The organism is Pseudonocardia kunmingensis (assembly GCF_006716445.1).
Classification (GTDB): Bacteria; Actinomycetota; Actinomycetes; order Mycobacteriales; family Pseudonocardiaceae; genus Pseudonocardia; species Pseudonocardia kunmingensis.
The window spans coordinates 371192-397794 of record NZ_VFPA01000004.1 but is presented as its reverse complement, the minus strand read 5'-3'; the positions used below and the strand labels follow the sequence as shown (position 1 = coordinate 397794).

Below are 26603 nucleotides of genomic sequence, written 5' to 3'. Positions count from 1 at the left end.
AGGAGAGGCTTGTCCATGCCTGAGATCCCTGAGGCGTTCGTCTACGACGCCGTCCGCACGCCGCGTGGCCGGGGCAAGGCCTCCGGCTCGCTCTACGAGGTCAAGCCGGTCTCGCTGGTCGTGGGGTTGATCCACGAGCTGCGCAACCGGTTCCCCGAGCTGGACCCCGCGGCGATCGACGACGTCGTGCTCGGCGTCGTGTCGCCGATCGGCGACCAGGGCGGCGACATCGCCAAGACGGCCGCGATCCTCGCCGGTCTCCCGGAGACGACCGCGGGCGTGCAGCTCAACCGCTTCTGCGCCTCCGGCCTGGACGCGGTGAACAACGCCGCCCACCAGGTGCGGGCCGGCATGGCCGACTTCGTGCTCGCCGGCGGCGTCGAGGCCATGTCACGGGTGCCGATGGGCTCCGACGGCGGCGCGTGGGCGATGGACCCGGAGACCTCCTACGAGACCGGCTTCGTGCCGCAGGGCATCGGCGCCGACCTCATCGCCACGCTCGAGGGCTGGGGCCGCGACGACGTCGACGCCTACGCGCTGGAGTCCCAGACCCGTGCGGCCAAGGCGTGGGCCAACGGGTACTTCGCCCGCTCGGTCGTGCCGGTGAAGGACCGCAACGGCCTGACCGTGCTCGACCGCGACGAGCACGTCCGCGCCGGCACCACGCTGGAGGCGCTCGGTGGCCTGCAGCCGTCGTTCGCGATGATCGGCGACCATGGCGGCTTCGACGCCGTGGCCCTGCAGCGCTACCACTGGGTCGAGGCGATCGACCACGTGCACACCGCGGGCAACTCCTCCGGCATCGTCGACGGCGCCGCGCTCGTGCTGCTGGGCACCGAGGCGGCGGGGAAGGCGGCGGGCCTCACCCCGCGCGCCCGGATCGTCTCCACCGCGCTCTCCGGCGCAGATCCGACGATCATGCTGACCGGCCCCGCGCCGGCCACCCGCAAGGCGCTCGACCGCGCCGGGATGACCGCAGACCAGATCGACCTGTTCGAGATGAACGAGGCCTTCGCCGCCGTCGTCCTGCGGTTCATGAAGGACATGGGCGTGCCGCACGACAAGGTCAACGTGAACGGCGGCGCGATCGCCATGGGCCACCCGCTGGGCGCGACCGGCGCCATGATCCTCGGCACCCTGATCGACGAGCTGGAGCGCCGCGACCAGCGCTTCGGCGTCGCCACGCTCTGCGTCGGCGGCGGCATGGGCATCGCCACCGTCGTCGAGCGCCTCTCCTGAGAAAGGGACTCCGAACGTGACTGAGCAGAAGGCCGTCCGCTGGGAGAAGGGCGAGGACGGGATCGTCGTCGTCACCCTCGACGACCCCGGCCGCAGCGCCAACACGATGAACGAGCGCTACGTCGCGGCCATGGACGAGTGCGTCGACGCGCTGGTGGCCGACAAGGAGAACATCACCGGCGTGATCGTCACGTCCGCGAAGAAGACCTTCTTCGCGGGCGGCGACCTCGACGCCATGAGCACGGCGACCGCTGCGGACGCGCCCGCCTACATGGAGCAGACGGCGGTCGTGAAGCGGCAGTTCCGGAAGCTGGAGACGCTCGGGCGTCCGGTCGTCGCGGCCATGGGCGGCACCGCGCTCGGCGGGGGCCTGGAGATCGGGCTCGCCTGCCACCACCGGATCGGGCTCGACGCCAAGGGCGTGGTCTACGGGCTGCCCGAGGTGACGCTGGGCCTGCTTCCCGGCGGCGGCGGCGTGGTGCGCACGGTCCGCATGCTCGGCATCGCGAACGCCGTGATGAACGTGCTCGTGCAGGGCCAGCGGCACAAGCCGGCCAAGGCGCTGGAGATCGGGATCATCGACGAGCTGGCGGCGACGCCCGAGGAGATGCTCGACAAGGCGCGGGCCTGGATCGCCGCCAACCCCGACGCGAAGCAGCCGTGGGACCAGCCCGGCTACAAGATCCCCGGCGGCACGCCGTCGAACCCGAAGCTCGCCTCGGTCCTGCCCGCCTTCCCGGCCAACCTGCGCAAGCAGCTCAAGGGCGCCCCGATGCCCGCGCCCCGCAACATCCTCGCGGCGGCCGTCGAGGGCACGCAGGTCGACATCGAGACCGCCTTCCGCATCGAGGCGCGCTACTTCACCGAGCTGGTCACCGGCCAGGTCTCGAAGAACATGACCAAGGCGTTCTTCTACGACCTGCAGGCCATCAACGGCGGCAAGTCGCGCCCGGACGGCTACGAGAAGTGGCAGCCCACCAAGGTCGCCGTGCTCGGCGCCGGGATGATGGGCGCGGGCATCGCCTACGTCTGCGCCCTCGCGGGCTGGGACGTCGTGCTCAAGGACGTCTCGCCGGAGGCGGCGCAGAAGGGCAAGGCCTACTCGGAGGGCCTGGTCGCGAAGGGCGTCGAGCGGGGCAGGACCACGCAGGAGAAGGGCGACGCGCTGCTCGCCCGGATCACGCCCACCGACTCCTACGCCGACCTGGCCGGCTGCGACATCGTCATCGAGGCGGTGTTCGAGTCCGTCGAGCTCAAGCACCGGGTGTTCCAGGAGGCCGCGCCGCACCTCGCACCGGATGCGCTGCTGTGCTCCAACACCTCGACGCTGCCGATCACCGAGCTCGCGAAGGGCGTCGACCGCCCGGCCGACTTCATCGGCCTGCACTTCTTCTCGCCGGTCGACAAGATGCCGCTCGTCGAGATCATCCGCGGTGAGCAGACCTCGGACGCCGCGCTGGCCAAGGCGTTCGACGTGACGCTGGGGATCAAGAAGACCCCGATCGTCGTGAACGACAGCCGCGGGTTCTTCACCAGCCGCGTGATCGGTACCTTCCTCAACGAGGGCGTCGCGATGCTCGCCGAGGGCATCGACCCGCAGACGATCGAGCAGGCCTCGGCGCAGGCGGGTTACCCGGCGCCGGTGCTGCAGCTGATGGACGAGCTGACGCTCACGCTGCCGCAGAAGATCCGCAACGAGTCGAAGGCCGCCGTGCAGGCGGCCGGTGGCACGTGGGACCCGCACCCGGCGGAGCAGGTCCTCGACCGGCTGGTCGAGGCAGGCCGGCCCGGCAAGTCGGGCGGCGCGGGCTTCTACGACTACGCCGACGGCAGGCGGACCCGGCTGTGGCCGGGCCTGCGCACGGAGCTGGGCGCCACGAACCACGACGTGGACCTGCACGAGCTCTCCGAGCGGATGCTGTTCGTCGAGGCCATCGAGACGCAGAAGTGCTTCGACGAGGGCGTGCTCACCACCGACGCGGACGCCAACATCGGCTCGATCTTCGGCATCGGCTTCCCGGCCTGGACCGGCGGCGTCGTGCAGTACGTCGAGGGCTACCCCGGCGGGGTGGCGGGCTTCGTCGCCCGCGCCGACGAGCTGGCCGGCAAGTACGGCAGCCGCTTCACGGTGCCGGAGAGCCTCCGGAGCCGCGCGGCGGAGGCGGCGTGACGCGTGTGAGCCGCACGTGAGGGTCCCCGCGGCCGCGCGCACGTGCTGCTCGCCCCGCGTTCCGCGGAACGCGCCGGTGCACGACCCGCGCGTGTCGGGCTCAGGGCTCGTGTACCGCGTCCCGGACGACCGCGGCCAGGTCGCCCGTCCGGCACAGCACCTCGCGCTGGCGCCGGGCACCGGTGCCCCGGTACACCACCGCGTCGAGCAGCTCGCGCACCACGCGCAGGTCGCCCGCCTCCTCCAGGGCCGGGGTGACGTGGGCGACGAGGGCGTCGAGCACCTCGGGGGCCTTGGCCGGGCGCCAGGTCCGGGGATCGAGCAGCTCGCCCTCCATGCCGGTGCGGCTCGCCCGCCACGCCGCGAGCCGCAGCAGCTCGGTGCGCACCGGGTCCGGGGCGGTGTCGCGGGCGTCGGCGGCGGTCTGCACGAGCCCCCGGACGAGCGCGGCCACCAGCACGGCGTCGTCGGGCTCGAGGCAGACGTCGGCCACCCGCACCTCCACGGTCGGGTGCCGGCACGACAAGCGGGCGTCGAGGTAGACCATGCCCTCGTCGAGCAGGGTGTCGGTGCCCAGCGCGGCGTCGACGAACGCGCGGTACCTCTCGGCCGAGCCGAACGGGGCGTACGGCCCCGCGGACGGCCAGCGCTGCCAGACCTGGGTGCGGTAGCTGCGATAGCCGGAGTCCTCCCCACCCCAGAACGGCGAGTTGGTCGACAGGGCGGCCAGCGGGGCGAGCCACGGGCGGATCCGGTCGATCACGGCGACGCCCTCGTCGGGGGAGTCGACCGCCACGTGCACGTGGCAGCCGCAGGTGAGCTCCTCGTCGACGGTGAGCCCGAACCTGCGGGCCATCTCGGCGTAGCGGCGCGACGGGGTGATGGTCGGCTCGACCGGCAGCGGTGACGTGGCCAGTGGCGCGAGCGCGACGCCCGCGCCCGCCGCGGCCGTCGCCGCCGTGTGCCGGGCGGCGCGCACCTGCGCGGACAGCTCGTCGAGGGTGTGGCACGGCCTCGTCCCCGTCTCGACCTGCTCCTGCTGCAGCTCCCCGGTCAGCTCGTCCGCGGCCGCGAGCACCGCCTGCCCCACCGCCCTCGGCCGGCCCGTTCGCCGGTCGACCAGCAGGAACTCCTCTTCGACGCCCAGCGTCCGTACGGTCACGCGACGAGGTACCCGAACCGGACCGTCGCGACGCGCTGGTTGGTGTCGCCCGACTCGGGCAACCTGGACCCGTGGCCGACTGGGTGTTCTCGATCGTCGACCGGCTCGGAGCGCTCGGTGTCGGGTTGCTCATCCTGCTGGAGAACGTGATCCCGCCGATCCCCTCGGAGGTGATCCTCCCGCTCGCCGGGTTCCGCGCGCGCACCGGCAGCCTGAACGTGCTGGCCGTCTGGCCCGCCGCCACCGCCGGCTCGGTGCTGGGCGCCCTGCTGCTCTACGGCCTCGGCGCGTGGCTGGGCTACGACCGGTTGCACCGGCTGGCCGGGCACCGGTGGTTCGTGTTCGTCAGCCAGAAGGACCTGGAACGCGGCGACGCGGTCTTCGACCGGCACGGCGGCAAGGTCGTGCTGCTCGCCCGCTGCGTCCCGTTCCTGCGCAGCGTCGTCTCCATCCCGGCCGGGATCTCCGGCATGCCGCTGCCGCGCTTCCTCGTGCTCACCACGGTCGGCAGCGGTGTCTGGAACGCCGCGTTCATCGCGCTCGGTTGGGTGCTCGGCGAGAACTGGGCGCAGGTGGAGAGCTGGATCGGCCCCGTCAGCTACGTGGTGGTCGGGCTGGTCGTGATCGGTCTCGTCGTCCTCGCCGTGCGTCGCGTCCGGGCGCGGAAGGCGCGGACCGCGGGCTGACCGGCACCGGTTGTGCTGTCGCGGCCGGCGTGCGCGAAGCTTTCACACGGTCGGGGCCGAATCGAGAAGGTGGACGTGACGACGGAGCAGGAGTGGGCCGAGGACAGGCTGCAGTTCGGGCTCGGCCTGCCGGGGTCCGACGACCCGGCGGACCTCGCGGCCGCGACCGGACCGCTGGCGGGTGAGTTCGTCCGGCTGGCGCAGGCCCTGGCCGGGGAGTCGACGGTGCGGGGCGTGCTGCTCCGGGTCGTGGAGGTCGCCCGGCGGGCCGTGCCGGGAGCGGATCTCGTGAGCATCACGTTGCGCTCGCCCGCCGGGTTCACCACGCCCGTCGAGACCGACGAGCTCGCCACGCGGCTCGACGAGCTGCAGTACCGGCTCGACGAGGGCCCCTGCGTGGAGGCCACCCGCACCGCGGGCCTCGGCCTCACCTTCTCCGCGGACCTGGGCCGGCACGGCGAGTACCCCCGGTTCGGGCGCGCCGCGGCGGCGCTGGGCGTGCACAGCGTGCTGGCCGTGGGGTTGTTCCCGCACGGGGGTGACGCGCCGCGCATGGGGGCGCTCAACATCTACTCGCACGAGGTCGGCGGGCTCGACGAGGTCGACCGCGACATCGCGCTCGTGCTGGCGGCGCACGCGGCCACGGCCCTGGCGGCCACCACCGCGTGCACCGCGGCCGAGCTCGAGGCGGCGCAGCTGCGGGAGGCGCTGAGCAGCCGCGACGTCATCGGGCAGGCCAAGGGCATCCTCATGGAGCGGCGGCGGATCTCCGCTGACGAGGCCTTCGACGTGCTGCGCGCGGCCTCGCAGTCGCTCAACGTCAAGCTCACCCGGGTGGCGGCCACGCTCGTGGAGCGACGCGCGGAGCTGTAGGGGTGGAGGTCGAGCGGGTGCGGCTCGCCGGGGTGCGCAAGGCCTACCGGCGCCGCGGGGAGGTGCTGGCGGGGGTCGACCTGGAGCTCGCGCCTGCGTCCCCGGTCGTGGTGGTCGGCGGCAACGGCACGGGGAAGTCCACGCTCCTGCGGATCGCGGCGGGGGCCGCCGCGCCCACGGTGGGCCGGGTGACGGGGCGTCCGCGCGTGGTCGGGTTCCTCCCGGGCCGGGTTCCCGCGTCCGCCCGGATGCCCGCGCGGGCCTACCTGCGCCACCTGGCGGCCGTCCACGGCGCCCCTCGCGCGGCCGCGGAGCGGGAGGTCCGGACGCTGCTGGACGACCTCGGGTTCAGCGGGGACCTGGACGCGCCCGTCGCGCAGCTGTCCACCGGCAACGTGCAGAAGGTCGGCTTGGCACAGGCGCTCGGGTGCGGCGCCGGGCTGCTGGTGCTGGACGAGCCGTGGTCGGGGCTCGACGCCGCCGCCGCGGCCGCCCTCGACCGGCGGCTGGCCGCGGCGGCGGCGAGGTCGGCCCTGCTGGTGGCCGACCACACGGGTCGGGCCGCCGCGCTGCCCGACGCCGCGGTGTTCCGGCTCGCGGGCGGCGTGCTGGCGCGCGAGACAGCGGCCCCGCGGCAGGTCCCGCACACGCTCGTCGAGCTGCGCTGCCCCGGCGATCCGGCCGAGACCCTGCGCGGCCTGCCCGCCGTGCACGAGTCGTGGCTCGGGCCGGGGTCGGTCACCGTGCGGGTGCCGGCCGACCGGGGCGACGGCCTGCTCGCCGCGGCGCTCGCGCGCGGTTGCTCCGTGCTCGACGTGCGGCGCGAGGACCGGTGCTCGTGACCGCCGCGACGGCCGCGCTGGCCAGGACGGTCGCCGTCGCCCGCTACCTCGCGGCGGACGTCGGACGCTCGCAGCGCTTCCTGCTCCCGGTGGTGGTGCACGGCGCGGTGCTGGCGGTGCTGTTCGGCGGCGACCCCGGGCCGCCGCCGGGGCCGTGGGCGGTGTCGGCGCTGGCCGTGTACCCGGGTGCCGCCTGGCTCGCGGTGGTCGTGGCGAACGCCGAGGCGCCAGAGCAGCGCAGCGTCACCGTCGCGGCGGCGGGCGGCCCGGCCCGCGTCGCGGCCGCCACCCTGCTCGTGGCGCTGGCCGGGGGGCTCGTCCTCGCCGCGCTCTCGGTGCTGGTGCCGGCGGCGCTGAGCCGTTACCCGTACCCGCCCGCGGTGCTGCTGCCCGGCGCGCTCGCCCACGTCGCGTGCGCCGCCGCGGGCACGGCCGTCGGCCTGCTCGTCGCCCGGCCCGTGGTCGCGCGGATCGGCTGGTCGTTCTGCCTCGCGACCGCGGTCGTCATGGCCACGGCGGTGCAGCCGTGGCTGCCGCCGGTGGGTTCCGCCGTGGACGCGCTGGTGTCCGGCAGGCTCCCGGTGGCGGAGGCGGTACTGGGAGTGGCGCTCGCGGCGGCTGCGGCGGTCCTCTCGTGGGCGTCGGAAGTGCGCAAGGCCTGAGCTCAGTACTCGTACGGGTCCGACGGTGCGGGGACCTGTTCGACCCCCCGGACCTCCAGCGCGGGGACCTGGTCCGGTCCGGCGCTGCCCTCCTGCAGCACGCCCCGCACGCGCAGCCAGGTGTCCGGGGCCGGGTCGCCCGCGTCGCCGACCAGCCGGACGCGGTTCGGGCGCGCGTCGGCGGCGCAGCAGGCGATGGTCATGCGGGCCAGCTCGGTGGCCGCGCCGCGGCGCACGGCGAACCCGGTGAGCACCACCTTCCGGCCGTGCAGGGTGCCGGTGGTGTCCCAGACGGCGCGCTCGACGAACTCGGCCACGCCCAGCTCCACCGGATCACCCGGCGGGAGCGGCGCGAACACGTCGGAGGCCTGCACCACCGCGTTGCGCGGGCCCGCCCTGGCCACGGCGTCGGCGCCGAGCGCGGGCGGGGCCACCAGCGCGATCACCAGGACGGGGGCGAGCAGCAGCCACGGGGCATGGCGCTCGGCGCCGCCGTGGTCGCCGTGCGGGTGGGCGTCGGGCGCCGGGGCCCGGTCGCGCAGCAGCGCCACGACCGCGAGCACCACGATCACCGCACCCGCGCCGAGCAGCAGCCACCGGTGCGAGGGGCGGACGTAGCGCAGGTAGGTGTCGTCGGCCGCGATCCGCAGCAGCGCCCCGCCGAGCAGCACGAGCAGGACGTGCTGGGTCTCGCGTCTCACAGGAACACCACGCCCGCGCCGACCGCGCACAGCACGGCCACCACGAACGTCAGCGGTGCGAACCGGGCGGCGAACGCGCGGCCGAACGTGCCGGCCTGCAGCGCGATCAGCTTGACGTCGACGGCGGGCCCGACGACGAGGAACACCAGCCGGGGCAGCAGGGGGAGCGTGGACAGCGCGGCCGCGACGAACGCGTCGGCTTCGCTGCACAGGGCCAGCACCACGGCCAGCACGGCCATCACGAGGATCGCGAGCAGGAGCTGCCCGGCGAGCGCCTCCATCCACGCCGGCGGGACGAGCACCGACAGCGCCGCCGCGACGAGCGCGCCGAGCACGAGGAAACCGCCTGCCGTGACCAGGTCGTGCCGCGCGGTCTCGGCGAGCACGCCGAGACGACCGCCGCCGTGGGTCTGCGGCGCCGCGCGCCGCGCGCGCTCGGCGATCCACTCGGCCCGTCCGAGCCGCTGCCAGAGCCAGCCCATGACGCACGCCGTGGCGAGCGAGCCGGCGAGCCGGGCGAGCACCATGCGTGGCTCCCCGGGGAAGGCCACGGCGGTGGCCACGAGCACGACCGGGTTGATCGCCGGGGCGGCGAGCAGGAACGTGAGGGCGGCGGCGTCGGGCACGCCCTGGCCGATCAGCCGCCGCGCCACGGGGACGGACGCGCACTCGCAGCCGGGCAGCACGAGCCCGGCCGCACCGGCGACCGGCACGGCCGCCGCGGGCCGGGCGGGCAGGGCCCGGCGCAGCACCGCGGGGGAGACGAACGCCGCGATCGCGCCGGAGAGCAGCACCCCGAGCACGAGGAACGGGATCGCCTGCACGCAGACGGCGACGAACACCGTGGCCGCCGTCTGCAGCACCGGCACCGCCAGCGCGTCGGTGAGCAGCGGCCGCGCGAGCACCGCGACCGCCAGCACCGCGCAGAAGACGTGCAGCGAGGTGATGCGGGGAGCGACAGCGGTGGTCACGACCGGGATGCTGCCAGCGCCCGCGCCGCGGCGGGCCGGATCGGGAGAACTGCCCCGAAGATCACCCGATACGTCGGATCATGGGGCGTCGACGCGGTCCAGGAGGCGGGCTACGGCGGCGTCGAACGCGTCCGGGCGCTCCAGGTTCGGCAGGTGGGCGGCCCCGTCCACCACCACGAGCTCCGCACCCGGCACCCCGTCCGCGATCCTGCGCGCGTCGGCCACCGGTGTGTAGGTGTCCTCGCCGCCCACGACCACGACCGTCGGCACGGTGATCCCGGCCAGGTCGGGGCGCCGGTCGGGCCGGTCGGCCCGGGCCCGCTGGGCCGCGGCGGCGCCTGCGGGATCGGCCGCCCGCATCATCTCCAGCACGTGCGAGGCCACGGCGGGCGGCGCATCCGGGCTGACCATCAGGTAGAGGGCGTCGACGGCGTAGGGGTCCATCCCCTCGCGGAGCAGCCGCGCCGCCTGGTCCCGGCGGGCCGCGCGCGACACCGCGGTCTCGCCCGCCGCGGTGGTGTCGGCGAGGAGCAGGCCCGCGACCCGGTGCGGGTGGCGGGCCCAGAGCTCCAGGGCGATCTGCCCGCCCATCGACAGCCCGGCGACGACTACGCGCGGCACGCGCAGGCCGTCCAACAGGGCCGCGAGGTCGTCGGCGAAGGCCGCCCACTCCGCGACGGCGCCGCGACTGGCCCCGTAGCCCCGCAGGTCCGGGACGAGCACCCGGCGCTCGCCGCCGAAGCGGCGCAGCTGCGGCGCCCACATGGAGCGGTCGAAGGGGTGCCCGTGCACCAGCAGCAGCGGCGCGCCGTGGTCCGGCCCGACGTCGTCGTAGGCCAGAACGGTCCGGTCCAGCGCGATCGTACGCATCTCAGCGGCTCCTCTCGGGTTGACCGCTCCGAGTCTGCGCGGTACAAAGCTTCGGATCAATGGCGCACCAAAGCGACAATGAACTCGGAGCAATCGTGGAGGACTACCGCGCGCTGGCCGACGCCGTGGCCGCCGACATCGCGGCGGGCCGGCTCCGGGCCGGGGACCGGTTGCCCACGCAGCGGCGCTTCGCCCGCGACCGCGGGATCGCCGTGTCCACCGCGTCGCGCGCCTACGCCGAGCTCGGCCGGCGCGGGCTCGTGGCCGGCGAGGTGGGTCGCGGCACGTTCGTCCGCGCCGCGCCGCCCGCGCCCGGCCCGGCCCTCGCCGAGCACCCGCAGGCCCCGACGGTGGACCTGGAGCTGAACTTCCCCGTGCTCGACGGGCAGGCCGAGCTGCTCGCCCCCGCGCTGTCCGGGCTCCTGCGGCCCGACGCGCTGCGCGCCGGGCTCACCGCGGGCGTGGCGACGGGGACCGCGGCCGCCCGCGAGGCGGCCGCCGCGGTCCTCGCGTGCGACGGCTGGGCGCCGCCCCCGGATCGGGTCCTGTTCACCGGCAACGGCCGGCAGGCCATCGCCGCGGCGGTCGGCGCGCTCGTCCCGGTGGGCGGGAGGCTCGGCGTCGAGGCGCTGACCTACCCGGTGGCCCGCACCATCGCCGCGCGGCTCGGGGTGGACCTGGTACCGCTGCCCGTGGACGCCGACGGCCTGCGGCCCGACGCGCTGCGGGAGGCCGGGCGGCTCGACGCGCTGTTCGTGCAACCGACGCTGCACAACCCGCTGGGCACCACGATGTCCGCGGGCAGGCGGGAGCAGGTGGCCGGGGTGCTCGTCGACCGGGACCTGCCGGTGGTCGAGGACCGTATCAACGCGTTCCTGCGCGACGGCCCGCCGCCGCTCGCGTGGTACGCACCCGAGCAGACGGTGGTGGTCGACAGCCTGTCCAAGCGCGTCGCCCCGGGCTGCACGCTCGGGTTCCTCGTCCCGCCTGCTGCCCGGCACGAGCGGGTGCGGGCCGCGATCCGCGCCGGGGGCTGGACCGCGCAGAGCCTCCCGCTCGAGGCGGCGACCCGGTGGATGGCCGACGGGATCGTGGCGCGGATCCAGCGCGACAAGCGGGCCGACGCCCTGCGGCGCCAGGAGCTCGTGGCGCACCGCCTCGCCGGGTTCGACGTGCGCCGCGACCCGTGCGCCTACCACTGCTGGTGGGAGCTGCCCGAGCAGTGGCGCGCGGAGACGTTCGTGGCGGCGGCGGCGCGGCGGGGGATCGCCGTCACGCCCGCCGCCGCGTTCGCGGCCGGCGCCGGGCACGCGCCGAACGCCGTGCGGCTCGCGCTGGCCACACCGCCGTTCGACGCCCTCGCCGCGGCGCTGGACGTGCTGGCCGCGCTGGGCAGGGGAGCGGGAGGGCACGACGGGACGGAGTGAGCGGGCACCAGCACTAGCGTGTGCGGGTGCCGATCATCCGTCCCTACCGACCCGGCGACCGGCCCGACGTGGCGGACATCTGCGTCCGGACCGGTGACGCGGGAGGCGACGCGAGCGCCGCGTACGCCGACCCGGGCCTGCTGCCCGCCACCTACGCGCTGCCCTACGTCGACCACGAGCCGGAGCTGGCGTTCGTGCTCGACGACGGCGGCCGCGCCGTGGGGTACGTGCTCGGCACGGCCGACACGGCGGCCTTCGTCGCGTGGTTCCGCAGCGGGTGGCTGCCGTCCGTGGAGGGCCGCTACCCGCGCCCGCCGCACCCGCCGCGCACACCCGACGACGAGCTCGCGGCCGTGCTGCACCGCCCCGAGCGGATGCTCGTGCCCGAGGTGGCCGACCACCCCGCGCACCTGCACATCGACCTGCTCCCCGGCTACCAGGGCGCCGGGTACGGGCGCGCCCTCATGGGCGAGTTCCTGCGGGCGCTGCGCGCCGCCGGGGTGGCGCGGGTGCACCTGTCCATGGCCCGCGCCAACACCGGGGCACGCGCGTTCTACGACCGCCTCGGCTTCCGCGAGACCGCGGTGCCGGACCTGCCGGGAGTCGCGTTCCTGGTCCGCGACACCTCGCCACCGTGACCCCCGCGCACGGCCCGGCGCGGCCCCGTCCCCCTCGGGACGGGGCCGCACCGGGACCGGTCACCGACGGCGGCGGTCGGTGCCGTCCCCGTCGGTCCCGTCCCCGTCGACGTCGATCTCCTCGTGCCGGACGTCGCGGCCCACGTGCTCGGTGTCGCGCACCTGCTCGGTCCCGAGCCGGACCCGCTCCACCGGCACCGCCTCGGTGCCCACGACCGGGCGCTCCTCGTGCAGCGTGACCTCGTGCTCGTCCTCGGTGATCTCCGGTCCCCGGTACGCCGCGTCGCGGTTGGCGTCGGTGATCGGCTCCCGCTCGACCCGCACCTCCTCGTGCGACACCGGCACGTCGACCTGCTGGTGCTCGGTCACCACGCGCTTGCGCAGGCGGGCCCGGCCGCTCTCGTGCGTCTCGGTGCCCACGCGCAGCCGCTCCTCGGAGCGGGTCATCGCCTCGTCGCCGTCACGGGCGGTGCCACGGGCCTCGCGGTGCGCGTCGCCGTCGTGGCTCATCCCGTAGTGGCGGAACAGGTCGTCCTCGTCCCGCGGGCTCAGCTCGCGCCCGGGGTCGTGGTGCGGCGCCGACCTCAGCGCGTCCTTGTCGTAGGGCACCCGCAGCTCGTTCCCGTCGTAGTCCGCGGACCGCAACGGCATGATCGACACGTGCGAGCCGAAGAGCCCGCTGCGCACCGAGACCCACTCCGGGCGGTCGGTGTCGTTGTCGTAGTACACGGCTTCGACGCTGCCCAGCTTGCTGCCGTCACCGCCACGGACCTGCGTGCCCTCGAGCCGGGCCGGGTCGTCGATGGTGATCGCCATGATCGGCTCCCTTCTCGCGTTCCTCGATCTCGGTCTCGTCCTGGAGCGTCGACGAGCGGACGTCCGAGGTGTGCACGCTGCCGCAGAGGGGAAAACCGCAGGTCCCAGGGCCGACCCGGACGTGTGGTCGCGGGGTGGGCAGTGGCTCCGGCAGGTGACGACTCCGTCGTCGGGACGGGCGGTGGATGGCCCGGGTGGGCCGTGGGCGACCACGTCGAGTCGTCCGGTCAGCCGGTGAGGCAGGCCGCGAGGAGGCGGACCCCGTCGTCGACGTCGGCGGTCGCGATCCCACCGAGGCCGAGCACCAGCCCGTCCTGCACCGGCCGCACCGCGCAGTACCCGGCGAGCGACTCGGCGCCGACCCCGCGGTCGCGGGCGCGCCGGAGCGCGTCGTCGAGGTCGCCGTGCGTCCCGGACGCGAGCCGGGCGCACAGGTGCAGGCCCGCGGCGGAGGGGACGGGGTCGAGCCGGTCGGCGAGGTGCTCCCGCAGCGCTGCCAGCAGGGTGGTGCGGCGGGCCGCGTACTCCCGCGTGGCCTTGCGGACGTGGCGCGCGAGCAGTCCCTCCCCGATGAACGCGGCCAGCGCACCCTGGGTCACCGGGTCGCCGTGCCAGTCGGTGAGCTGCTTCGCGGCCCGGAGCGCGGGCTGCAGGGAGGCCGGCGCCACGAGGAACCCGACGCGCAGCATCGGCAGGAGGGTCTTCGAGAACGACCCGACGTAGACCACGCGACCGGAGCGGTCGATGCTCTGCAACGGCTCGAGCGGGCGGCCTCCGTACCGGTACTCGCTGTCGTAGTCGTCCTCGACCACGACGGCGCCGGCGCGCTCGGCCCAGTCGAGGAGGGCGGCGCGCCGGGCCAGTGACATCGGGGTGCCGAGCGGGAACTGGTGCGACGGCGTGACGTAGACCAGCCGGGCGCCGGTGGGCAGGCCCGCGACGTCCAGCCCCTCGTCGTCGACCGGTACGCCGGTCACGCGGGCGCCGAGCGACCGGAAGAGCCTGCGCGCCGGTGGGTAGCCCGGCTCCTCCACCGCCACGTGCGTCCCGGGCTCGACCAGGACCCGGCCGACGAGGTCCAGCGCCTGCTGCGCGCCCTGGGTGACGAGGACGTCCCCGGCCTCCGCACGCACGGAACGGGAGACGCCGACGTGCCGGGCGACGGCCGCCCGCAGCTGCGGGTGGCCCGCCGGGTCCGCGTAGGAACCGCGCAGGGTCGCGTGGCGCAGCTCCCGCGTCACCAGGCGGCGCCAGGCCTGCAGCGGGAACAGCGCGGGGTCGGGTGCCCCCACCCGGAAGTCGTACCGCGGCGCGGCGGCCGCGCCGGTGACCGGCACGCCGTCCCACACCGGGCGGGGCCGAACCGCCGTCCCCGTCGGCGCGCGCCGCACGGCCGTGCGGGCGCCGGTGTGCTCCCCGACGAACGTCCCCGCGCCGACGCTCGACTGCAGGAATCCCTCCGCGGTGAGCCGGTCGTAGGCCACCGACACCGTCCCGCGCGCGACGCCGAGGCGCCGCGCCAGCTCGCGCGTGGGCGGGAGCCGTTCGCCGGGCCGCAGCCGGCCGTCGAGCACGGCGGCGAGCAGCTGCCGGTAGATCTGCGCGGACCGGTCGCCGCGCCCGGTGAGGGTCACGTGGAACTCCACGCCGACCTCCAAAGGCCCATTCGGATCGGCCGGAATTGGACCTTACACAGGGCCGGTCGGCCTCGTAGCGTGCGAGCGGGCAGGGTGTTCGGGACGCGGAGGTCGGTCGTGAGCGGTCGTGGTTGGGTGCTGTTCGCCCTGATGGGGCTGCTCTGGGGCGTGCCGTACCTGATGATCAAGGTGGCCGTGGAGGGCGTGTCGGTCCCGGTGCTGGTGTTCGTGCGCACCGCCATCGGGGCCGCGGTCCTGCTGCCGCTGGCCCTGCGCGCCGGTCGCCCCGCATGGCTGCGGGAGCGCTGGCGTCCGCTGGCCGCCTTCGCGGCGCTCGAGATCATCGTGCCCTGGGGGCTGCTGTCCGACGCGGAGCGGCACCTCACGAGCTCGATGACCGGGCTGCTCATCGCGGCGTCCCCGATCCTCGCCGTGCTGGTGGGCCGGCTGACCGGGGACGCGGAGCGGCTGGGCGCGGCGCGCTGGGCGGGTCTCGCGGTGGGGATCGTGGGCGTGGCCGTGCTCGCCGCACCCGCCCTGTCCGGAGGGAGCCCGTGGGCGATCGTCGAGGTGCTGCTGGTGGCGGCGTGCTACGCGACGGCGCCGATCATCGCCGCGCGCAGGCTGGCCGACGTGCCCGCGCTGCCCATGACGGCGATCTGCCTCGGCGGCGCGGCGCTCGTGTACGCCCCGCCCGCCGTCCTCACCTGGCCCGACGCCGTTCCCGACGGCCCGGTGCTCGCCGCGCTGGCCGGCCTCGGCGTCGTCTGCACGGCGGTGGCGTTCCTCGTGTTCTTCGCGCTCATCCGCGAGGTCGGGCCCTCGCGGGCGCTCGTGTTCACCTACGTGAACCCGGCCGTGGCGGTCACCGCGGGCGTGGTGGTGCTCGGCGAGCCGCTCACGGCGTCGATCCTGGTGTCGTTCGCGCTGATCCTCGCCGGTTCCGTGCTGGCGACGGCGCCGCGGTCGGCGATGCGCCCCGGCGCGGCTACCGCCGCGCCGGGCGCGTCTCCCGGATCGCCATCACGGCGAGCAGGCTGATCACCGCGACCACCACCATGTACGCCGACACCGACAGCGACGTGCCGGTGGTGCTCTGCAGCCAGGTGGCGATCAGCGGGGCGAAGCCGCCGCCGAGCACCGCCCCGACCGCGTAGGAGAACGACGCCCCGCTGTAGCGGTAGCGGGCGTCGAACATCTCGGCGAAGAGCGCCGACTGCGGCCCGTAGGAGGCGCCCAGCCCGATCGTCAGCACGATCACGGAGAGGATCATCAGTGCCGTCGAGCGGGTGTCGATCAGCAGGAAGAACGGCACCGGCCACACCACCAGCAGCACCGAGCCGACGAGGTACACCGGCTTGCGCCCGACGCTGTCCGACCACCGGGCCGAGACCATGATGCTGATCAGCCACGAGACGCTGCCGATGATCACCACGATCAGCATCGTCGTGCGGTCGACGTCCAGCACCGACGTGCCGTAGGAGAGCAGGTAGGCGAGGAAGACGTAGCCGATCGCGGTGTTCGCGATGAAGCTGACCGACGCGATGACCAGCTCGCGCGGGCGCTCGCGCATCACGTCGATCATGGGCAGGCGAGCGCGCACCTGGTCGCTCTTGAGGGCCTGGAACACCGGGCTCTCCTCGATGCGGAGCCGGATGAACAGGCCGACGCCCACGAGCACGATGCTGAACAGGAACGGCAGCCGCCAGCCCCAGCTCTGGAACTGCTCGTCGTCGAGCACCCCGACGGCCACGAACACGAGCTGGGCGAGGATCAGCCCGGCGGGCACGCCGATCTGCGAGTACGAGCCGTACAACCCGCGGCGGCCCGCAGGCGCGTGCTCCACGGCCATCAGCGCGGCACCACCCCACTCGCCGCCTGCCGACAGGCCCTGCAGCAGGCGCAGCACCAGCAGCAGCACGGGGGCGAGGATGCCGATCTGGTCGTAGGTGGGCAGCAGGCCCACGCCGACCGTCGCGAAGCCCATCAGCAGCAACGACGCGATCAGCATCGCCTTGCGGCCGACGCGGTCGCCGAAGTGCCCCCACAGGATCCCGCCGATCGGACGCGCGAGGAACCCGACGCCGAGCGTCGCGAACGCGGCCAGCGTGGCCGACGCCGGTTCGAGGGTCGTGAAGAACTGCGAGCCGAAGACGAGCGCGGCCGCCGTGGAGTAGATGAAGTAGTCGTACCACTCGATCGTCGTGCCGACGGCGCTCGCGAGCGCCACCCGCCGCAACTGGTCGGGACGGGAACCCGCCTCCGCGGCGGCCACCTTCGACGTCCGGTCGGAGTCCACCCGCCCACCTCCTCGTGCGCTGTGCTGCGCACACGATGGAGCGATCAGGAGCGCTCGTCAACCGGTCCAGCCCGGCCGCACCAGTCCGCTCTCGTAGGCGAGGACCACCACCTGGGCGCGGTCGCGGGCGGCCAGCTTGATCATGGCCCGGCTGACGTGCGTCTTCGCCGTCGCCGGGCTCACGACGAGGCGCTCGGCGATCTCGTCGTTCGACAGCCCCTCGGCGACCAGCGCCACCACCTCGCGCTCGCGCTCGGTGAGCTGGTCGAGCAGCGCGGTGATCTGCTTGGCCGGCTGTGGCGGCTTGGCCCGCGCCGCGAACTCCTCGATGAGCCGGCGCGTGACGACGGGGGACAGCAGGGCCTCCCCGCCGTGCACCACGCGGATCGCGTGCACGAGCTCCACCGGCTCGATGTCCTTGACCAGGAACCCGCTCGCGCCGTTGCGGATGGCGTCGAAGACGTAGGCGTCCTCGGCGAACGTCGTCAGCACGATCACGCGCACCCCCGACAGGCGCGGGTCGGCGACGATGTCCTTCGTGGCGTCCAGGCCGTTGCGGCCCGGCATCCGGATGTCCATGAGCACGACGTCGGGGCGGGTGTCGCGGGCCGCCGTCACGGCAGCGGCACCGTCCTCGGCCTCGCCGACGACCTCGATGTCGGGCTGGGCCCGCAGCAGCGCGCGGAACCCGGCGCGCACGAGCGCCTGGTCGTCGACCAGGAGGACGCCGATCACCGGTCGGCTCCGTTCGCCAGCAGGTGCGCGTCCACCCGGAAACCGCCGCCGGGCCGCGGACCCGCGGTGAGGGTGCCGCCGAGGGCGGCGGCGCGCTCCCGCATCCCCGGCAGGCCGTTCCCGCCGCCCGGGTCGCCCGCCGGGCCCGTGCCGTCGTCGTCGATGCGCATGTCGAGTCCGTCCTCGGTGTAGGTCAGCAGCACCGACGCCCGCGCGGGCCCCGCGTGCTTGCGCGCGTTGGTCAGAGCCTCCTGCATGATCCGGTACGCCGCCGTGTCGACGCTCGGTGGCAGCGCGCGCGGTTCCCCGTCGATCTGCACCGTGACCGGCAGGCCGGCGGCACGGGTGGCCTCGAGGAGGTCGTCCACGCGGGCGAGGCCCGCCACCGCGTCACGCGGGGGGTCCTCGTCGACACCGCGCAGCACCCCGAGCGTGGAGCGCATCTCGCGCAGCAGGTCCCGGCTGGACTGCTTGATCGCGGTGAGCGCCGAGCGCGCCTGCTCCGGGTCGTCGTCCATCAGGTACAGCGCCACCCCGGCCTGCACGTTGATGAGCGAGACGTGGTGGCCCAGCACGTCGTGCAGGTCGCGGGCGATGCGCAGCCGCTCCTCGCTCCCACGCCTGCGCTCGGCCTCGTCGGCGGCGGCCCTGGCCTGCTCGCGCCGGTCCCGGCGGGCGCGCCACAGCTCGGCGGCCGTCACGTACGCGGCGACCCACGCCAGCCACGCCGACGCCCCGGCGAGGGGGAACCCGGAACCGGGATGGCGCAGCACGTGGGCCACGACCACCCCGGCGAAGACGACGGCGGCGATCGCGTAGCCCGGGCGCCGGTGCCCGCGCGCGACGGTGCTGCCGAGCGCGACGAAGGTGGCGAGCGGCACCGGACCGAACGGGTAGCCGGCCGCGAGGTAGCCCAGCAGCACCGCGCCGACCCCGGCGAACACGACGGGCGGGTTCCACCGCCGCACGACCAGCGCGGCCGGACCGGCCAGCAGCAACACCCGCCCCAGCAGGTCCAGGGGGCGCAGCCCGGTGCCGGCCTGCTCCGCGAAACCGGTGCCGACGAGCGTGACCAGACCGACGACGACCGGCAGCACGACGGTGGGCAGCACCCCGCCCCACCAGCTCGCACGCACGTCGGTTCGCACACGGGTGACGCTAGGCGGCGGACCGCCGCGGCACGTCCGTCGCCGGGAGTGCCCCGCCCTACCGCCGGCGGCGTAGGCGGCCCGGACGAACGGCACTCTCGTCGGTACCTAGCCGACGAAAGTGCCGTTCGTCATGCGGATCCCGCGACCACGAGGGGCCGTCGCCCGCCTAGCGTGTCGATGTGATCGAGGACGGAACCGAGGTACTGGCGCGCGTGGTGCGCGGCGGGGTGGTCGAGTCGGTGCACCGGGGACACCTGGTCGTGCTCGGGCCGGACGGGGCGGTGCGGCTGCGGCGCGGCGACCCGGACGTCACGTTCTTCCCGCGGTCGGCGCTGAAGCCCGTGCAGGCGGTCGCGATGCTGCGCGCCGGGCTGGACCTCGACGGCGAGCTGCTCGCGCTGGCCTGCGCCAGCCACTCCGGGGAGCCCGACCACCTCGCCGGTGTCCGCCGCATCCTCGACGGCGCCGGGCTCGAGGCCTCCGACCTGCAGAACACCCCGGCCCTCCCGCTCGACGCCGACGCCGCGTCCGCGTGGCAGGCGGCCGGGAACGGGCCCTCGTCGCTCACGCAGAACTGCTCGGGCAAGCACTCCGCGATGCTGGCCACCTGCGTGGCCGCGGGCTGGGACCGCGCCGGCTACCGGGACCCGGCGCACCCGCTGCAGCAGGCCGTCCGGGCCGCGGTGGCCGAGCTGACCGGTGACGGCGACCCGGCCCACACCACCGTCGACGGCTGCGGCGCGCCCCTGTTCTCCTGCACGGTGGCCGGCCTGGCCCGGGCGTTCGCCCGCATCGCCACCGCCGCGCCGGGCACGCCCGAGCACCGGGTGGCCACGGCGGTGCGGGCCCACCCGTGGTGGGTGGGCGGCACCGGCCGCTTCGCCACGGGGCTGATCGGCGCCGTGCCCGGTCTCGTCGCCAAGGACGGCGCGGAGGGCGTGTTCGCCGCGGCCCTGCCCGACGGCGGCGCGGTGGCCGTCAAGATCGAGGACGGCTCCGCGCGTCCGGTGCCGCCGGTGGTGACCGCCGCGCTGGGCGTCGGGGGCCTGGACGAGATCGGCCGGGTCCCGGTCCTCGGCCACGGCGAGCCGGTCGGTGAGGTCGAGCCGGTCCGGTGATGCGGTCGTGAGTGGATACGAGTGCTGCAGCACTCGTATCCACTCACAGCCCGATGACGTCAGGCCAGGGCGGCCCGGATCAGCTCGACGGGGTGGTGGGCGCGCCGCGTGGTGCCGTGGGCGATCTGCTGGCGGCAGGACACCCCGGTCGCGGCGATCACCGTGCCACCGGGCTCGGCCCGGACCGCGGGGAAGAGCCGGTCCTCGCCCACCTGCATCGACACCTCGTAGTGCTCGGCCTCGAAGCCGAACGAGCCGGCCATCCCGCAGCACCCGGCGTCGACCTCGACGACCTCGGCCCCGGGGATCCGCTTCAGCAGCGCGACGGTGGCGGCCGTGCCGACCTCGGCCTTCTGGTGGCAGTGGCCGTGGTAGAGGATCCGCTGCCCCGCGGGCCATGCGTCCTCGCGCAGCCGCAGCGCGCCGTCGTCGATGGCCTCGACGAGCAGCTCGTCGACGAGCTTGGCGCGCCCGGCCACGTCGGCGACGCGGGGGTCGTCGGCGCCGAGCAGGGCCCGGTGCTCGTCGCCCAGGGTGAGCACGCAGGACGGCTCGACGCCCGCGATCGGGCCCTCCGTGCCGGCCAGCGCGTCCACCAGCCCGGAGGCCTGCCGCTTCGCCTGGTCGAGCATGCCCTTGGAGAACGCGGCGCGCCCGCAGCACCCGTTCGACTCCAGCCGCACGTCCCAGCCGGCGCGCTCCAGCAGCTCGATCGCCGCGATCCCGATGGCGGGCTCGGTGAAGGAGGTGAAGGAGTCGCCGAGGAAGGTGAGCGGCCCCCGCCCACCGGGAGTCCCCGTCGCACGGGAGTGGAACCACGTCAGCAGCGTCTCCGCCGCGAACGTGGGCAGCGGGCGTTCCGGGGCGATGCCGATCGCCTTCGCCATGAGCTTGCGCAGGGCCGGGACGCGGTTGGGCAGGTTCGCCAGCGGGGCGCTCGCGGCGCCCATGCGGTTGAGACCGCGGATGCCGGCGAACACCCGCGAGCGCAGCGGGATGCCCTTCGTCCCGTGCTTGTGGTGCAGGGCCTCGGCCTTCAGCGTCGCCATGTCCACCGACAGCGGGCACTCGCTCTTGCAGGCCTTGCACATCAGGCACAGGTCGAGCACCTCGTGCAGCCGCTCGTCGCCGAGCGCGGTGCGCGGGTCCGGCTCGGACAGCGCCTTGACCAGCGCGTTCGCCCGTCCGCGGGTGGCGTCCTCCTCGCGGTGGGTGGCCATGTACGACGGGCACATCACGCCGGTGTCGTCCTTGCGGCACACGCCGATGTTCATGCACCGGTCGGCGGCGCCGCGCATGCCGTGCTCGCCGCCGGCCACGACGGTGAAGTCCAGGGCCGTGGTCAGCGGGCCGGGCGGCGGCAGCGCGGGCTCGCGCAGGTGCTCGGTCATGGCCGGAGCATCGACGATCTTGCCCGGGTTCATCCGGTCGTCCGGGTCGAAGATCCCCTTCACCCGGCGCATCGCCTCGTAGAGCTCGTCGCCGAACAGCTGCCGGTTGAACTCGCTGCGGGCGAGGCCGTCACCGTGCTCGGACGAGTTCGCCCCGCCGAACTCGGCGACCAGGTCGCGGATCTCCTCGGCGACCGCGCGCATCTTCGCGACCTCGTCGGGCCGGGAGAGGTCGACGAACGGGCGCACGTGCAGGCACCCCACCGAGGCGTGGCCGTAGAAGCCGGCGCGCATCCCGTGCCGGTCGAGCACCTTCGCGAAGCGCTCGGTGTACTCGGCGAGCCGGCTCGGGTCGACGGCGGTGTCCTCGACGAACGCGGCCGGGCGGTTGGTGCCGGTGCTCGCGGCCATCAGCAGCCCGAGTCCGGACTTGCGGACCTTGAGCAGCGCGGCCTGCTGGGCGGGGGTCTCGGCGCGCAGCGTGTGGTAGCCGTGGCCGTGGCGCTCCCACAGCGCCACCAGCCGGTCCAGCTGCCCGGTGAGCGCGGCGCGGTCGTCGCCGCTGAAGGAGACGAACAGCAGGGCGTCCGGGTCGTCCTGCAGGATCGTGCCGAGCGCGGCGTACTCGTGCTTCTGCCGGGACAGGTCGAGGATGGTGCGGTCCATCAGCTCGACGGCCGCGGGGTCGCAGGCCAGCGCGTCCTCGGTGGCGTCGATCGCGGCCTGGGTGGAGCGGAAGTGCCCCACCGCGATCACGGTGGTCGGCGGCTTGGGCACGAGCCCGACCTCCGCCTCGGTGGCGACGACGAGCGTGCCCTCCGAGCCCACCACGAACCTCGCGAGGTCGAACGAGTCGGTGAGCCGGTCCAGCCGGTAGCCGCCGGCCCGGCGCCAGAACTTGGGGAAGCCGCCGCTGATCGCGTCGCGGTGCGCGTCGACGAGCGCGGGCAGCTCGCGGTAGAGCCGCGCCTCGAGCGTGTCCCCTGCGGCGCGGCGGGTGCGCTCGGCCTCGTCGACCGGGCCGAAGCGCGCGGTCGAGGCATCGGAGAGCACCACGTCCAGCGCGCGGACGTGGTCGATCGTCATCCCGTAGCGGACGGAGCCGCTGCCCGCGGAGTTGTTGCCGATCATCCCGCCGAGCGTGGCCCGGTTGGACGTCGACGTGTCCGGCCCGAACATCAGACCGTGCTTCGCGGCGGCGCGGTTGAGCTGGTCCTGCACCACGCCCGGCTGCACGCGCGCGGTGCGGGCCTCCGGGTCGAGCGCGAGGATCGTGCTCATGTGCCGGGCGAAGTCGAGCACCAGCGCCTCGCCGACGGTCTGCCCGGCGAGGCTGGTGCCGCCGCCGCGCGGCAGCACCGGCACTCCGTGCTCGGCGGCCAGCCGCACCGCGGTGACGACGTCGCCCGCGTGCCGGGGCGCGACCACGCCGACCGGCGTGATCGCGTACATGCTGGCGTCGCGCGAGTAGAGGTGGCGGGTGTAGTCGTCGAACAGGACCTCGCCGTCGAGCTCGCGGTCGAGCGCGTGCTGCAGGTCGGTGCCGCCCGCGAGGACGCTGGTCATGGCGCGGCCGCCCGCAGGCTCTCCAGCGCCGCCTCCACACCACCGGGCTTGATCGGGATCCCCGCCAGCTGCAGCCCCATCTGCACGCCGCCCAGCGTGCCGACGAGCGTCAGGTCGTTGAAGTGGCCGAGGTGGCCGATCCGGAAGATCTTGCCGGCGAGCTTGCCCAGCCCGGCGCCCAGCGACATGTCGAACTTCTGGAGGATCACCCGGCGCACCTCGTCGGCGTCGTGGCCATCGGGCAGCAGCACGGCGGTGAGCGAGCCGGAGTGCTCGCGCTCGTCGGCGCAGAGCACCTCCAGGCCCCACGCCCGGACGGCGGCGCGGGTGGCGGCGGCGTGGCGCTGGTGGCGGGCGAAGACGTCGTCCATGCCCTCCTCGGCGAGCATCGCGCACGCCTCGCGCAGGCCGTAGAGCAGGTTGGTGGCCGGGGTGTAGGGGAAGAAGCCGCGCGCGTTGGCCTCCAGGATCGGCCGCCAGTCCCAGTACGAGCGCGGCAGGCCTGCGGTCCGCGCGGCGGCGAGCGCCTTCTCGCTGACCGCGTTGAAGCCGAGGCCCGGGGGCAGCATCAGGCCCTTCTGCGACCCGGCGACGGTGACGTCGACGCCCCACTCGTCGTGGCGGTAGTCGATGGAGGCCAGCGAGGAGATCGTGTCGACGAGCAGCAGTGCGGGGTGGCCCGCCGCGTCCAGCGCGGCGCGGACCTCGGGCACCCGGCTGGTGACGCCGGTGGAGGTCTCGTTGTGCACGACGCAGACCGCCTTGATCTCCCGGGCGGTGTCGGCCGCGAGGCGCTCGCCGATGGCGGCGGGATCGGCGCCGTGGCGCCAGTCGCCCGGGATGATCTCCACCTGCAGGCCGAGCCGTCCGGCGAGCTCGGACCACAGCGTCGAGAAGTGGCCCGTCTCGCTCATCAGCACCCGGTCGCCGGGGCTGAGCGTGTTGACCAGCGCGGCCTCCCAGGCGCCGGTGCCGGACGAGGGATAGATCACAACCGGACCCGCGGTGCCGAACACCGGGCCCAGTGCGGGCAGCACGGCCTTCGTCAGCTCCGCGAACTCCGGTCCGCGATGGTCGATCGTGGGTGCGGCCATCGCCCGCAGTACCCGGTCCGGCACGTTCGTCGGACCGGGGATCTGCAGGAAGTGACGCCCTCCGGTGGTGTGCACGCGCGGACCTCCAATGTCGTATCGCGGAAGACAACTACCGCATCGCGGTCATGTCGTCCACTGCGGTCGGCGGCCGGGACTTCCGGGGTTGACGCTTCGAGTGACCGGAACCATACTCCTCGCCGGAATCGTACTTCCGCGATGCGGAACACCTCCGACAATGCCGCCGTGAGGAAGTGCCCATGTCAATCCACCTGATCTCGATCCTCCTCCTCGTGGTCGCCTTCGTGATCGCCACGACGCTGCCGATCAACCTCGGTGCGATCGCGCTGGTGGCGGCCTTCATCGTCGGATCGATCGCGTTGGAGGGCTCCCCGGGCGACGTCGCCGACGGGGTCGTCGCCGGCTTCCCCGGCGGGTTGTTCGTGACGCTGGTCGGCGTCACCTTCCTGTTCGCGATCGCCCGCGCCAACGGCACGGTCGACTGGCTCGTCGACAGGTCGGTGCGCGCCGTGCGCGGCCGGATCGTGCTGATCCCCTGGATCATGTTCGCGATCACCGCGGTGCTCACGGCCTTCGGTTCGGTCGTGCCGGCGGCGGTCGCGATCATCGCGCCGATCGGGCTCAGCCTCGCGGTGCAGCACCGCATCAACCCGATGATCATGGGCTTGTCGATCATCAACGGGGCGACGGCGGGCGGCTTCTCACCGCTCAGCATCTTCGGCTCGATCACCAACGGCGTGGTGGACGGGGCCGGCCTGCCCGGCAACCCGCTGGTCCTCTTCCTCGGCAGCCTCGTGTTCAACACCCTCCTCAACGTCGCGGCGTTCTTCCTCTTCGGGGGACGGCGGCTCATCGGACGCGTCGCCGAGGAGCCGGCTGCCGTGGGCGGCCCCGAGGTCGCACCCGGCGGCGGGCCCGGCGCGGCCAAGGGCGCCACCACGGGCGCCACCGGCGCGGGCTTCACCGAGGGCGAGCGCCGGCAGGTCACGACGCTCGACCGCAACCGGTCGTTCACGCTCGTGGCGCTGGTCGGCGTCGCGGTGGGCGCACTGGGCTTCCAGCTCGACGTCGGGCTGCTCGCCATCACCGCCGCCGTGGTGCTGTCGATCCTGGCGCCGACGGCCTACAAGGGCGCCGTCGCCCAGGTCGCCTGGCCGACCGTGCTGCTGGTCTGCGGTGTCGCCACCTACGTCGCACTCATGGAGGAGAACGGCACCATCGACGTCCTCGGCGAGGGCGTCGCCGGGCTCGCCATCCCGCTGCTGGCCGCGTTGCTGCTGTTCTACATCGGCTCCGTCGTCTCGGCCTTCGCCTCAACCACGGGCATCATCACCGTGCTGATCCCGCTCGCGGTGCCGCTGCTGATGGGCGGGCAGCTCGGCGTGGTCGGTGTCATCACGGCCTTCGCGATCTCCTCGTCCGTGGTCGACTCGAGCCCGTACTCCACCTCGGGCGCCCTCACCGTGGCGAACGCCCCCGAGGAGCACCGCGACTACGTGTACAAGCGGCTGCTCGTGTGGGGCTTCTCGATGGTGCTCCTGACCCCGCCGATCACCTGGCTGCTGCTCGTCGCGCCCGGATGGCTGTAGGCATGGGTCCGGGTGAGTTCGGCTACGGACACGTCGAGATCGAGGAGCACGCCGGGACGATGCAGCGATGACCACCACCGAGAGCGACCTGCTGGTCGAGCGGGACGGGCCCGTCCTGCGCGTGACGTTCAACCGCCCGAAGGCGTACAACGCGATGACGTTCGCGATGTACGAGGGCCTCTACGACGCGTGCGAGAAGGCCGACGCCGACCGCGACATCCGCGTGCTCGTCCTGCGCGGGGCGGGCGGGAAGGCGTTCGTCTCCGGCACCGACATCGGGCAGTTCTCCGGCTTCGACGGCGCGGCGGGAGTCGAGTACGAGGAGCGGATGACCCGGATCCTGCGCCGGCTCGAGGACACCGAGGTGGCCACGGTCGCGGCGGTCGACGGGTACTGCATCGGCGGGGGCCTGGGCCTCGCCGCCACCTGCGACCTGCGGATCGCCACCAGCGCGTCCCGGTTCGGGATCCCCATCGCGCGCACCCTGGGCAACTGCCTGTCGATGGACACCACCGCGCTGCTCCTGGCGCACCTGGGCCGCGCGCGCACGCTCGACATGCTGCTGCGCGCCCGGCTGCTGGACGCCGCGGAGGCGCACGCCGCCGGGTTCGTCACCCAGCTCGTCGACGACGCGGTGGCGCTGGACGCGGCTCTGGACGAGACGGTCACGACGCTCGCGTCGCACGCGCCGCTGTCGATGTGGGCCACGAAGCAGTCGGTCACGCGGCTGCGACGGGCGGGCCTGCCCGCCGACGACGACATCGTCACGCGCGTCTACGGGAGCGCGGACTTCGCCTCGGCGGTGGCCGCGTTCGCCCGGAAGGAGCGGGCCACCTGGACCGGCGAGTGACGGCGACGGCATAAGGTCGAGCGCCGGGGATCGGCAGGAGGAGCGAGGTGGGTGGCGTGGCGCAGCCGGACCGCGGCGGCGGTGGCGTGCAGTCGCTC

The 26603-nt window shown here is 74.5% G+C and carries 23 protein-coding genes; 12 read left to right on the top strand and 11 right to left on the bottom strand.

All coding sequences use genetic code 11. The features are described from left to right. Positions 1-15 precede the first annotated feature (15 nt). Together FB558_RS31655 and FB558_RS31650 are read left to right on the top strand one after the other, a co-directional pair. A complete protein-coding gene (locus tag FB558_RS31655; protein WP_142059848.1) occupies positions 16-1239 on the top strand; it encodes an acetyl-CoA C-acetyltransferase in 1224 nt (407 codons plus the stop codon). Between the two features lie 16 nt (positions 1240-1255). Beyond that, a complete protein-coding gene (locus FB558_RS31650; RefSeq protein WP_142059846.1) occupies positions 1256-3409 on the top strand; it encodes a 3-hydroxyacyl-CoA dehydrogenase NAD-binding domain-containing protein in 2154 nt (717 codons plus the stop codon). A gap of 100 nt (positions 3410-3509) precedes the next feature. Here the strand turns inward: FB558_RS31650 and FB558_RS31645 are convergent, their stop codons facing one another. Continuing rightward, a complete protein-coding gene (locus FB558_RS31645; RefSeq protein WP_142059844.1) occupies positions 3510-4571 on the bottom strand; it encodes a carboxylate-amine ligase in 1062 nt (353 codons plus the stop codon). A 71-nt stretch (positions 4572-4642) separates the two neighbouring features. Between FB558_RS31645 and FB558_RS31640 the strand changes: the two genes are divergently transcribed. From FB558_RS31640 to FB558_RS31625, 4 genes are all read left to right on the top strand, one after another. After that, positions 4643-5257: a DedA family protein gene (locus FB558_RS31640; protein ID WP_246106896.1), complete on the top strand. Its 615-nt coding sequence runs from the start codon at positions 4643-4645 to the stop codon at positions 5255-5257. A gap of 75 nt (positions 5258-5332) precedes the next feature. Further along, entirely contained in the window at positions 5333-6130 is a 798-nt protein-coding gene (locus FB558_RS31635; RefSeq protein ID WP_142059842.1) for an ANTAR domain-containing protein, read from the top strand. A 2-nt stretch (positions 6131-6132) separates the two neighbouring features. After that, positions 6133-6972, top strand: coding sequence for an ATP-binding cassette domain-containing protein (locus FB558_RS31630; protein WP_246106895.1), 840 nt, complete (start codon positions 6133-6135; stop codon positions 6970-6972). After that, on the top strand, positions 6969-7634 hold the full coding sequence (locus FB558_RS31625; RefSeq protein WP_142059841.1) for a hypothetical protein: 666 nt from the start codon (positions 6969-6971) through the stop codon (positions 7632-7634). Before FB558_RS31630 ends, FB558_RS31625 begins: the two co-directional genes overlap by 4 nt. Positions 7635-7636: 2 nt before the next feature. Here the strand turns inward: FB558_RS31625 and FB558_RS31620 are convergent, their stop codons facing one another. From FB558_RS31620 to FB558_RS31610, 3 genes are all read right to left on the bottom strand, one after another. Next, positions 7637-8335 (bottom strand): TIGR03943 family putative permease subunit, encoded by a 699-nt coding sequence (locus FB558_RS31620; RefSeq protein ID WP_142059839.1) that lies wholly within the window; start codon positions 8333-8335, stop codon positions 7637-7639. Then, positions 8332-9306 carry a permease gene (locus tag FB558_RS31615; RefSeq protein WP_246106894.1) on the bottom strand — a complete coding sequence of 325 codons (975 nt, stop codon included), beginning with the start codon at positions 9304-9306 and terminating at the stop codon, positions 8332-8334. Before FB558_RS31615 ends, FB558_RS31620 begins: the two co-directional genes overlap by 4 nt. 78 nt (positions 9307-9384) lie before the next feature. After that, positions 9385-10176, bottom strand: coding sequence for an alpha/beta fold hydrolase (locus tag FB558_RS31610; protein WP_142059835.1), 792 nt, complete (start codon positions 10174-10176; stop codon positions 9385-9387). 95 nt (positions 10177-10271) lie between these two features. Between FB558_RS31610 and FB558_RS31605 the strand changes: the two genes are divergently transcribed. Beyond that, positions 10272-11603 (top strand): aminotransferase-like domain-containing protein, encoded by a 1332-nt coding sequence (locus FB558_RS31605; RefSeq protein WP_211366992.1) that lies wholly within the window; start codon positions 10272-10274, stop codon positions 11601-11603. Between the two features lie 26 nt (positions 11604-11629). Continuing rightward, entirely contained in the window at positions 11630-12241 is a 612-nt protein-coding gene (locus tag FB558_RS31600; RefSeq protein ID WP_142059830.1) for a GNAT family N-acetyltransferase, read from the top strand. A 60-nt stretch (positions 12242-12301) separates the two neighbouring features. Here the strand turns inward: FB558_RS31600 and FB558_RS31595 are convergent, their stop codons facing one another. Both FB558_RS31595 and pdxR read right to left on the bottom strand, forming a co-directional pair. Beyond that, a complete protein-coding gene (locus FB558_RS31595; RefSeq protein WP_142059828.1) occupies positions 12302-13057 on the bottom strand; it encodes a DUF2382 domain-containing protein in 756 nt (251 codons plus the stop codon). Positions 13058-13284: 227 nt separating this feature from the next. Beyond that, a complete protein-coding gene (pdxR, locus tag FB558_RS31590) occupies positions 13285-14703 on the bottom strand; it encodes a MocR-like pyridoxine biosynthesis transcription factor PdxR (protein WP_142059826.1) in 1419 nt (472 codons plus the stop codon). A 108-nt stretch (positions 14704-14811) separates the two neighbouring features. Between pdxR and FB558_RS31585 the strand changes: the two genes are divergently transcribed. Beyond that, positions 14812-15735, top strand: coding sequence for a DMT family transporter (locus FB558_RS31585; RefSeq protein WP_142059824.1), 924 nt, complete (start codon positions 14812-14814; stop codon positions 15733-15735). Here FB558_RS31585 and FB558_RS31580 read toward each other — a convergent pair. Genes FB558_RS31580 through FB558_RS31570 form a run of 3 tightly spaced genes read right to left on the bottom strand, consistent with a single transcriptional unit; the run spans position 15683 to position 18876 of the window. After that, the gene (locus tag FB558_RS31580) at positions 15683-16993 is read right to left on the bottom strand and encodes an MFS transporter (RefSeq protein ID WP_246106893.1); all 1311 of its coding nucleotides are present in this window, start codon (positions 16991-16993) and stop codon (positions 15683-15685) included. The genes FB558_RS31585 and FB558_RS31580 overlap by 53 nt on opposite strands. 57 nt (positions 16994-17050) lie before the next feature. After that, positions 17051-17728, bottom strand: coding sequence for a response regulator transcription factor (locus FB558_RS31575; protein ID WP_142059822.1), 678 nt, complete (start codon positions 17726-17728; stop codon positions 17051-17053). Next, entirely contained in the window at positions 17725-18876 is a 1152-nt protein-coding gene (locus FB558_RS31570; protein WP_170231626.1) for a sensor histidine kinase, read from the bottom strand. The genes FB558_RS31575 and FB558_RS31570 overlap by 4 nt, the downstream gene beginning before the upstream one ends. A gap of 182 nt (positions 18877-19058) precedes the next feature. Between FB558_RS31570 and FB558_RS31565 the strand changes: the two genes are divergently transcribed. Then, a complete protein-coding gene (locus tag FB558_RS31565; RefSeq protein ID WP_246106892.1) occupies positions 19059-19997 on the top strand; it encodes an asparaginase in 939 nt (312 codons plus the stop codon). 59 nt (positions 19998-20056) lie between these two features. On the opposite strand, the gene FB558_RS31560 is transcribed toward FB558_RS31565, so the two are convergent. Both FB558_RS31560 and FB558_RS31555 read right to left on the bottom strand, forming a co-directional pair. After that, positions 20057-22954 (bottom strand): FAD-binding and (Fe-S)-binding domain-containing protein, encoded by a 2898-nt coding sequence (locus FB558_RS31560; protein WP_142059818.1) that lies wholly within the window; start codon positions 22952-22954, stop codon positions 20057-20059. Further along, positions 22951-24123: a pyridoxal-phosphate-dependent aminotransferase family protein gene (locus FB558_RS31555; RefSeq protein ID WP_142059817.1), complete on the bottom strand. Its 1173-nt coding sequence runs from the start codon at positions 24121-24123 to the stop codon at positions 22951-22953. The genes FB558_RS31560 and FB558_RS31555 overlap by 4 nt, the downstream gene beginning before the upstream one ends. A 182-nt stretch (positions 24124-24305) precedes the next feature. Between FB558_RS31555 and FB558_RS31550 the strand changes: the two genes are divergently transcribed. Together FB558_RS31550 and FB558_RS31545 are read left to right on the top strand one after the other, a co-directional pair. Continuing rightward, a complete protein-coding gene (locus tag FB558_RS31550; RefSeq protein WP_142059815.1) occupies positions 24306-25655 on the top strand; it encodes an SLC13 family permease in 1350 nt (449 codons plus the stop codon). 67 nt (positions 25656-25722) lie between these two features. Continuing rightward, entirely contained in the window at positions 25723-26505 is a 783-nt protein-coding gene (locus FB558_RS31545) for an enoyl-CoA hydratase/isomerase family protein (RefSeq protein ID WP_142059813.1), read from the top strand. Positions 26506-26603: the final 98 nt, after the last annotated feature.

Coding starts and splice junctions, on each gene's coding strand:
- FB558_RS31655 (WP_142059848.1), top strand. CDS start 16: ATGCCTGAGATCCCTGAGGCGTTCGTCTACGACGCCGTCCGCACGCCG.
- FB558_RS31550 (WP_142059815.1), top strand. CDS start 24,306: ATGTCAATCCACCTGATCTCGATCCTCCTCCTCGTGGTCGCCTTCGTG.
- FB558_RS31560 (WP_142059818.1), bottom strand. CDS start 22,954: ATGACCAGCGTCCTCGCGGGCGGCACCGACCTGCAGCACGCGCTCGAC.
- FB558_RS31545 (WP_142059813.1), top strand. CDS start 25,723: ATGACCACCACCGAGAGCGACCTGCTGGTCGAGCGGGACGGGCCCGTC.
- FB558_RS31610 (WP_142059835.1), bottom strand. CDS start 10,176: ATGCGTACGATCGCGCTGGACCGGACCGTTCTGGCCTACGACGACGTC.
- FB558_RS31595 (WP_142059828.1), bottom strand. CDS start 13,057: ATGGCGATCACCATCGACGACCCGGCCCGGCTCGAGGGCACGCAGGTC.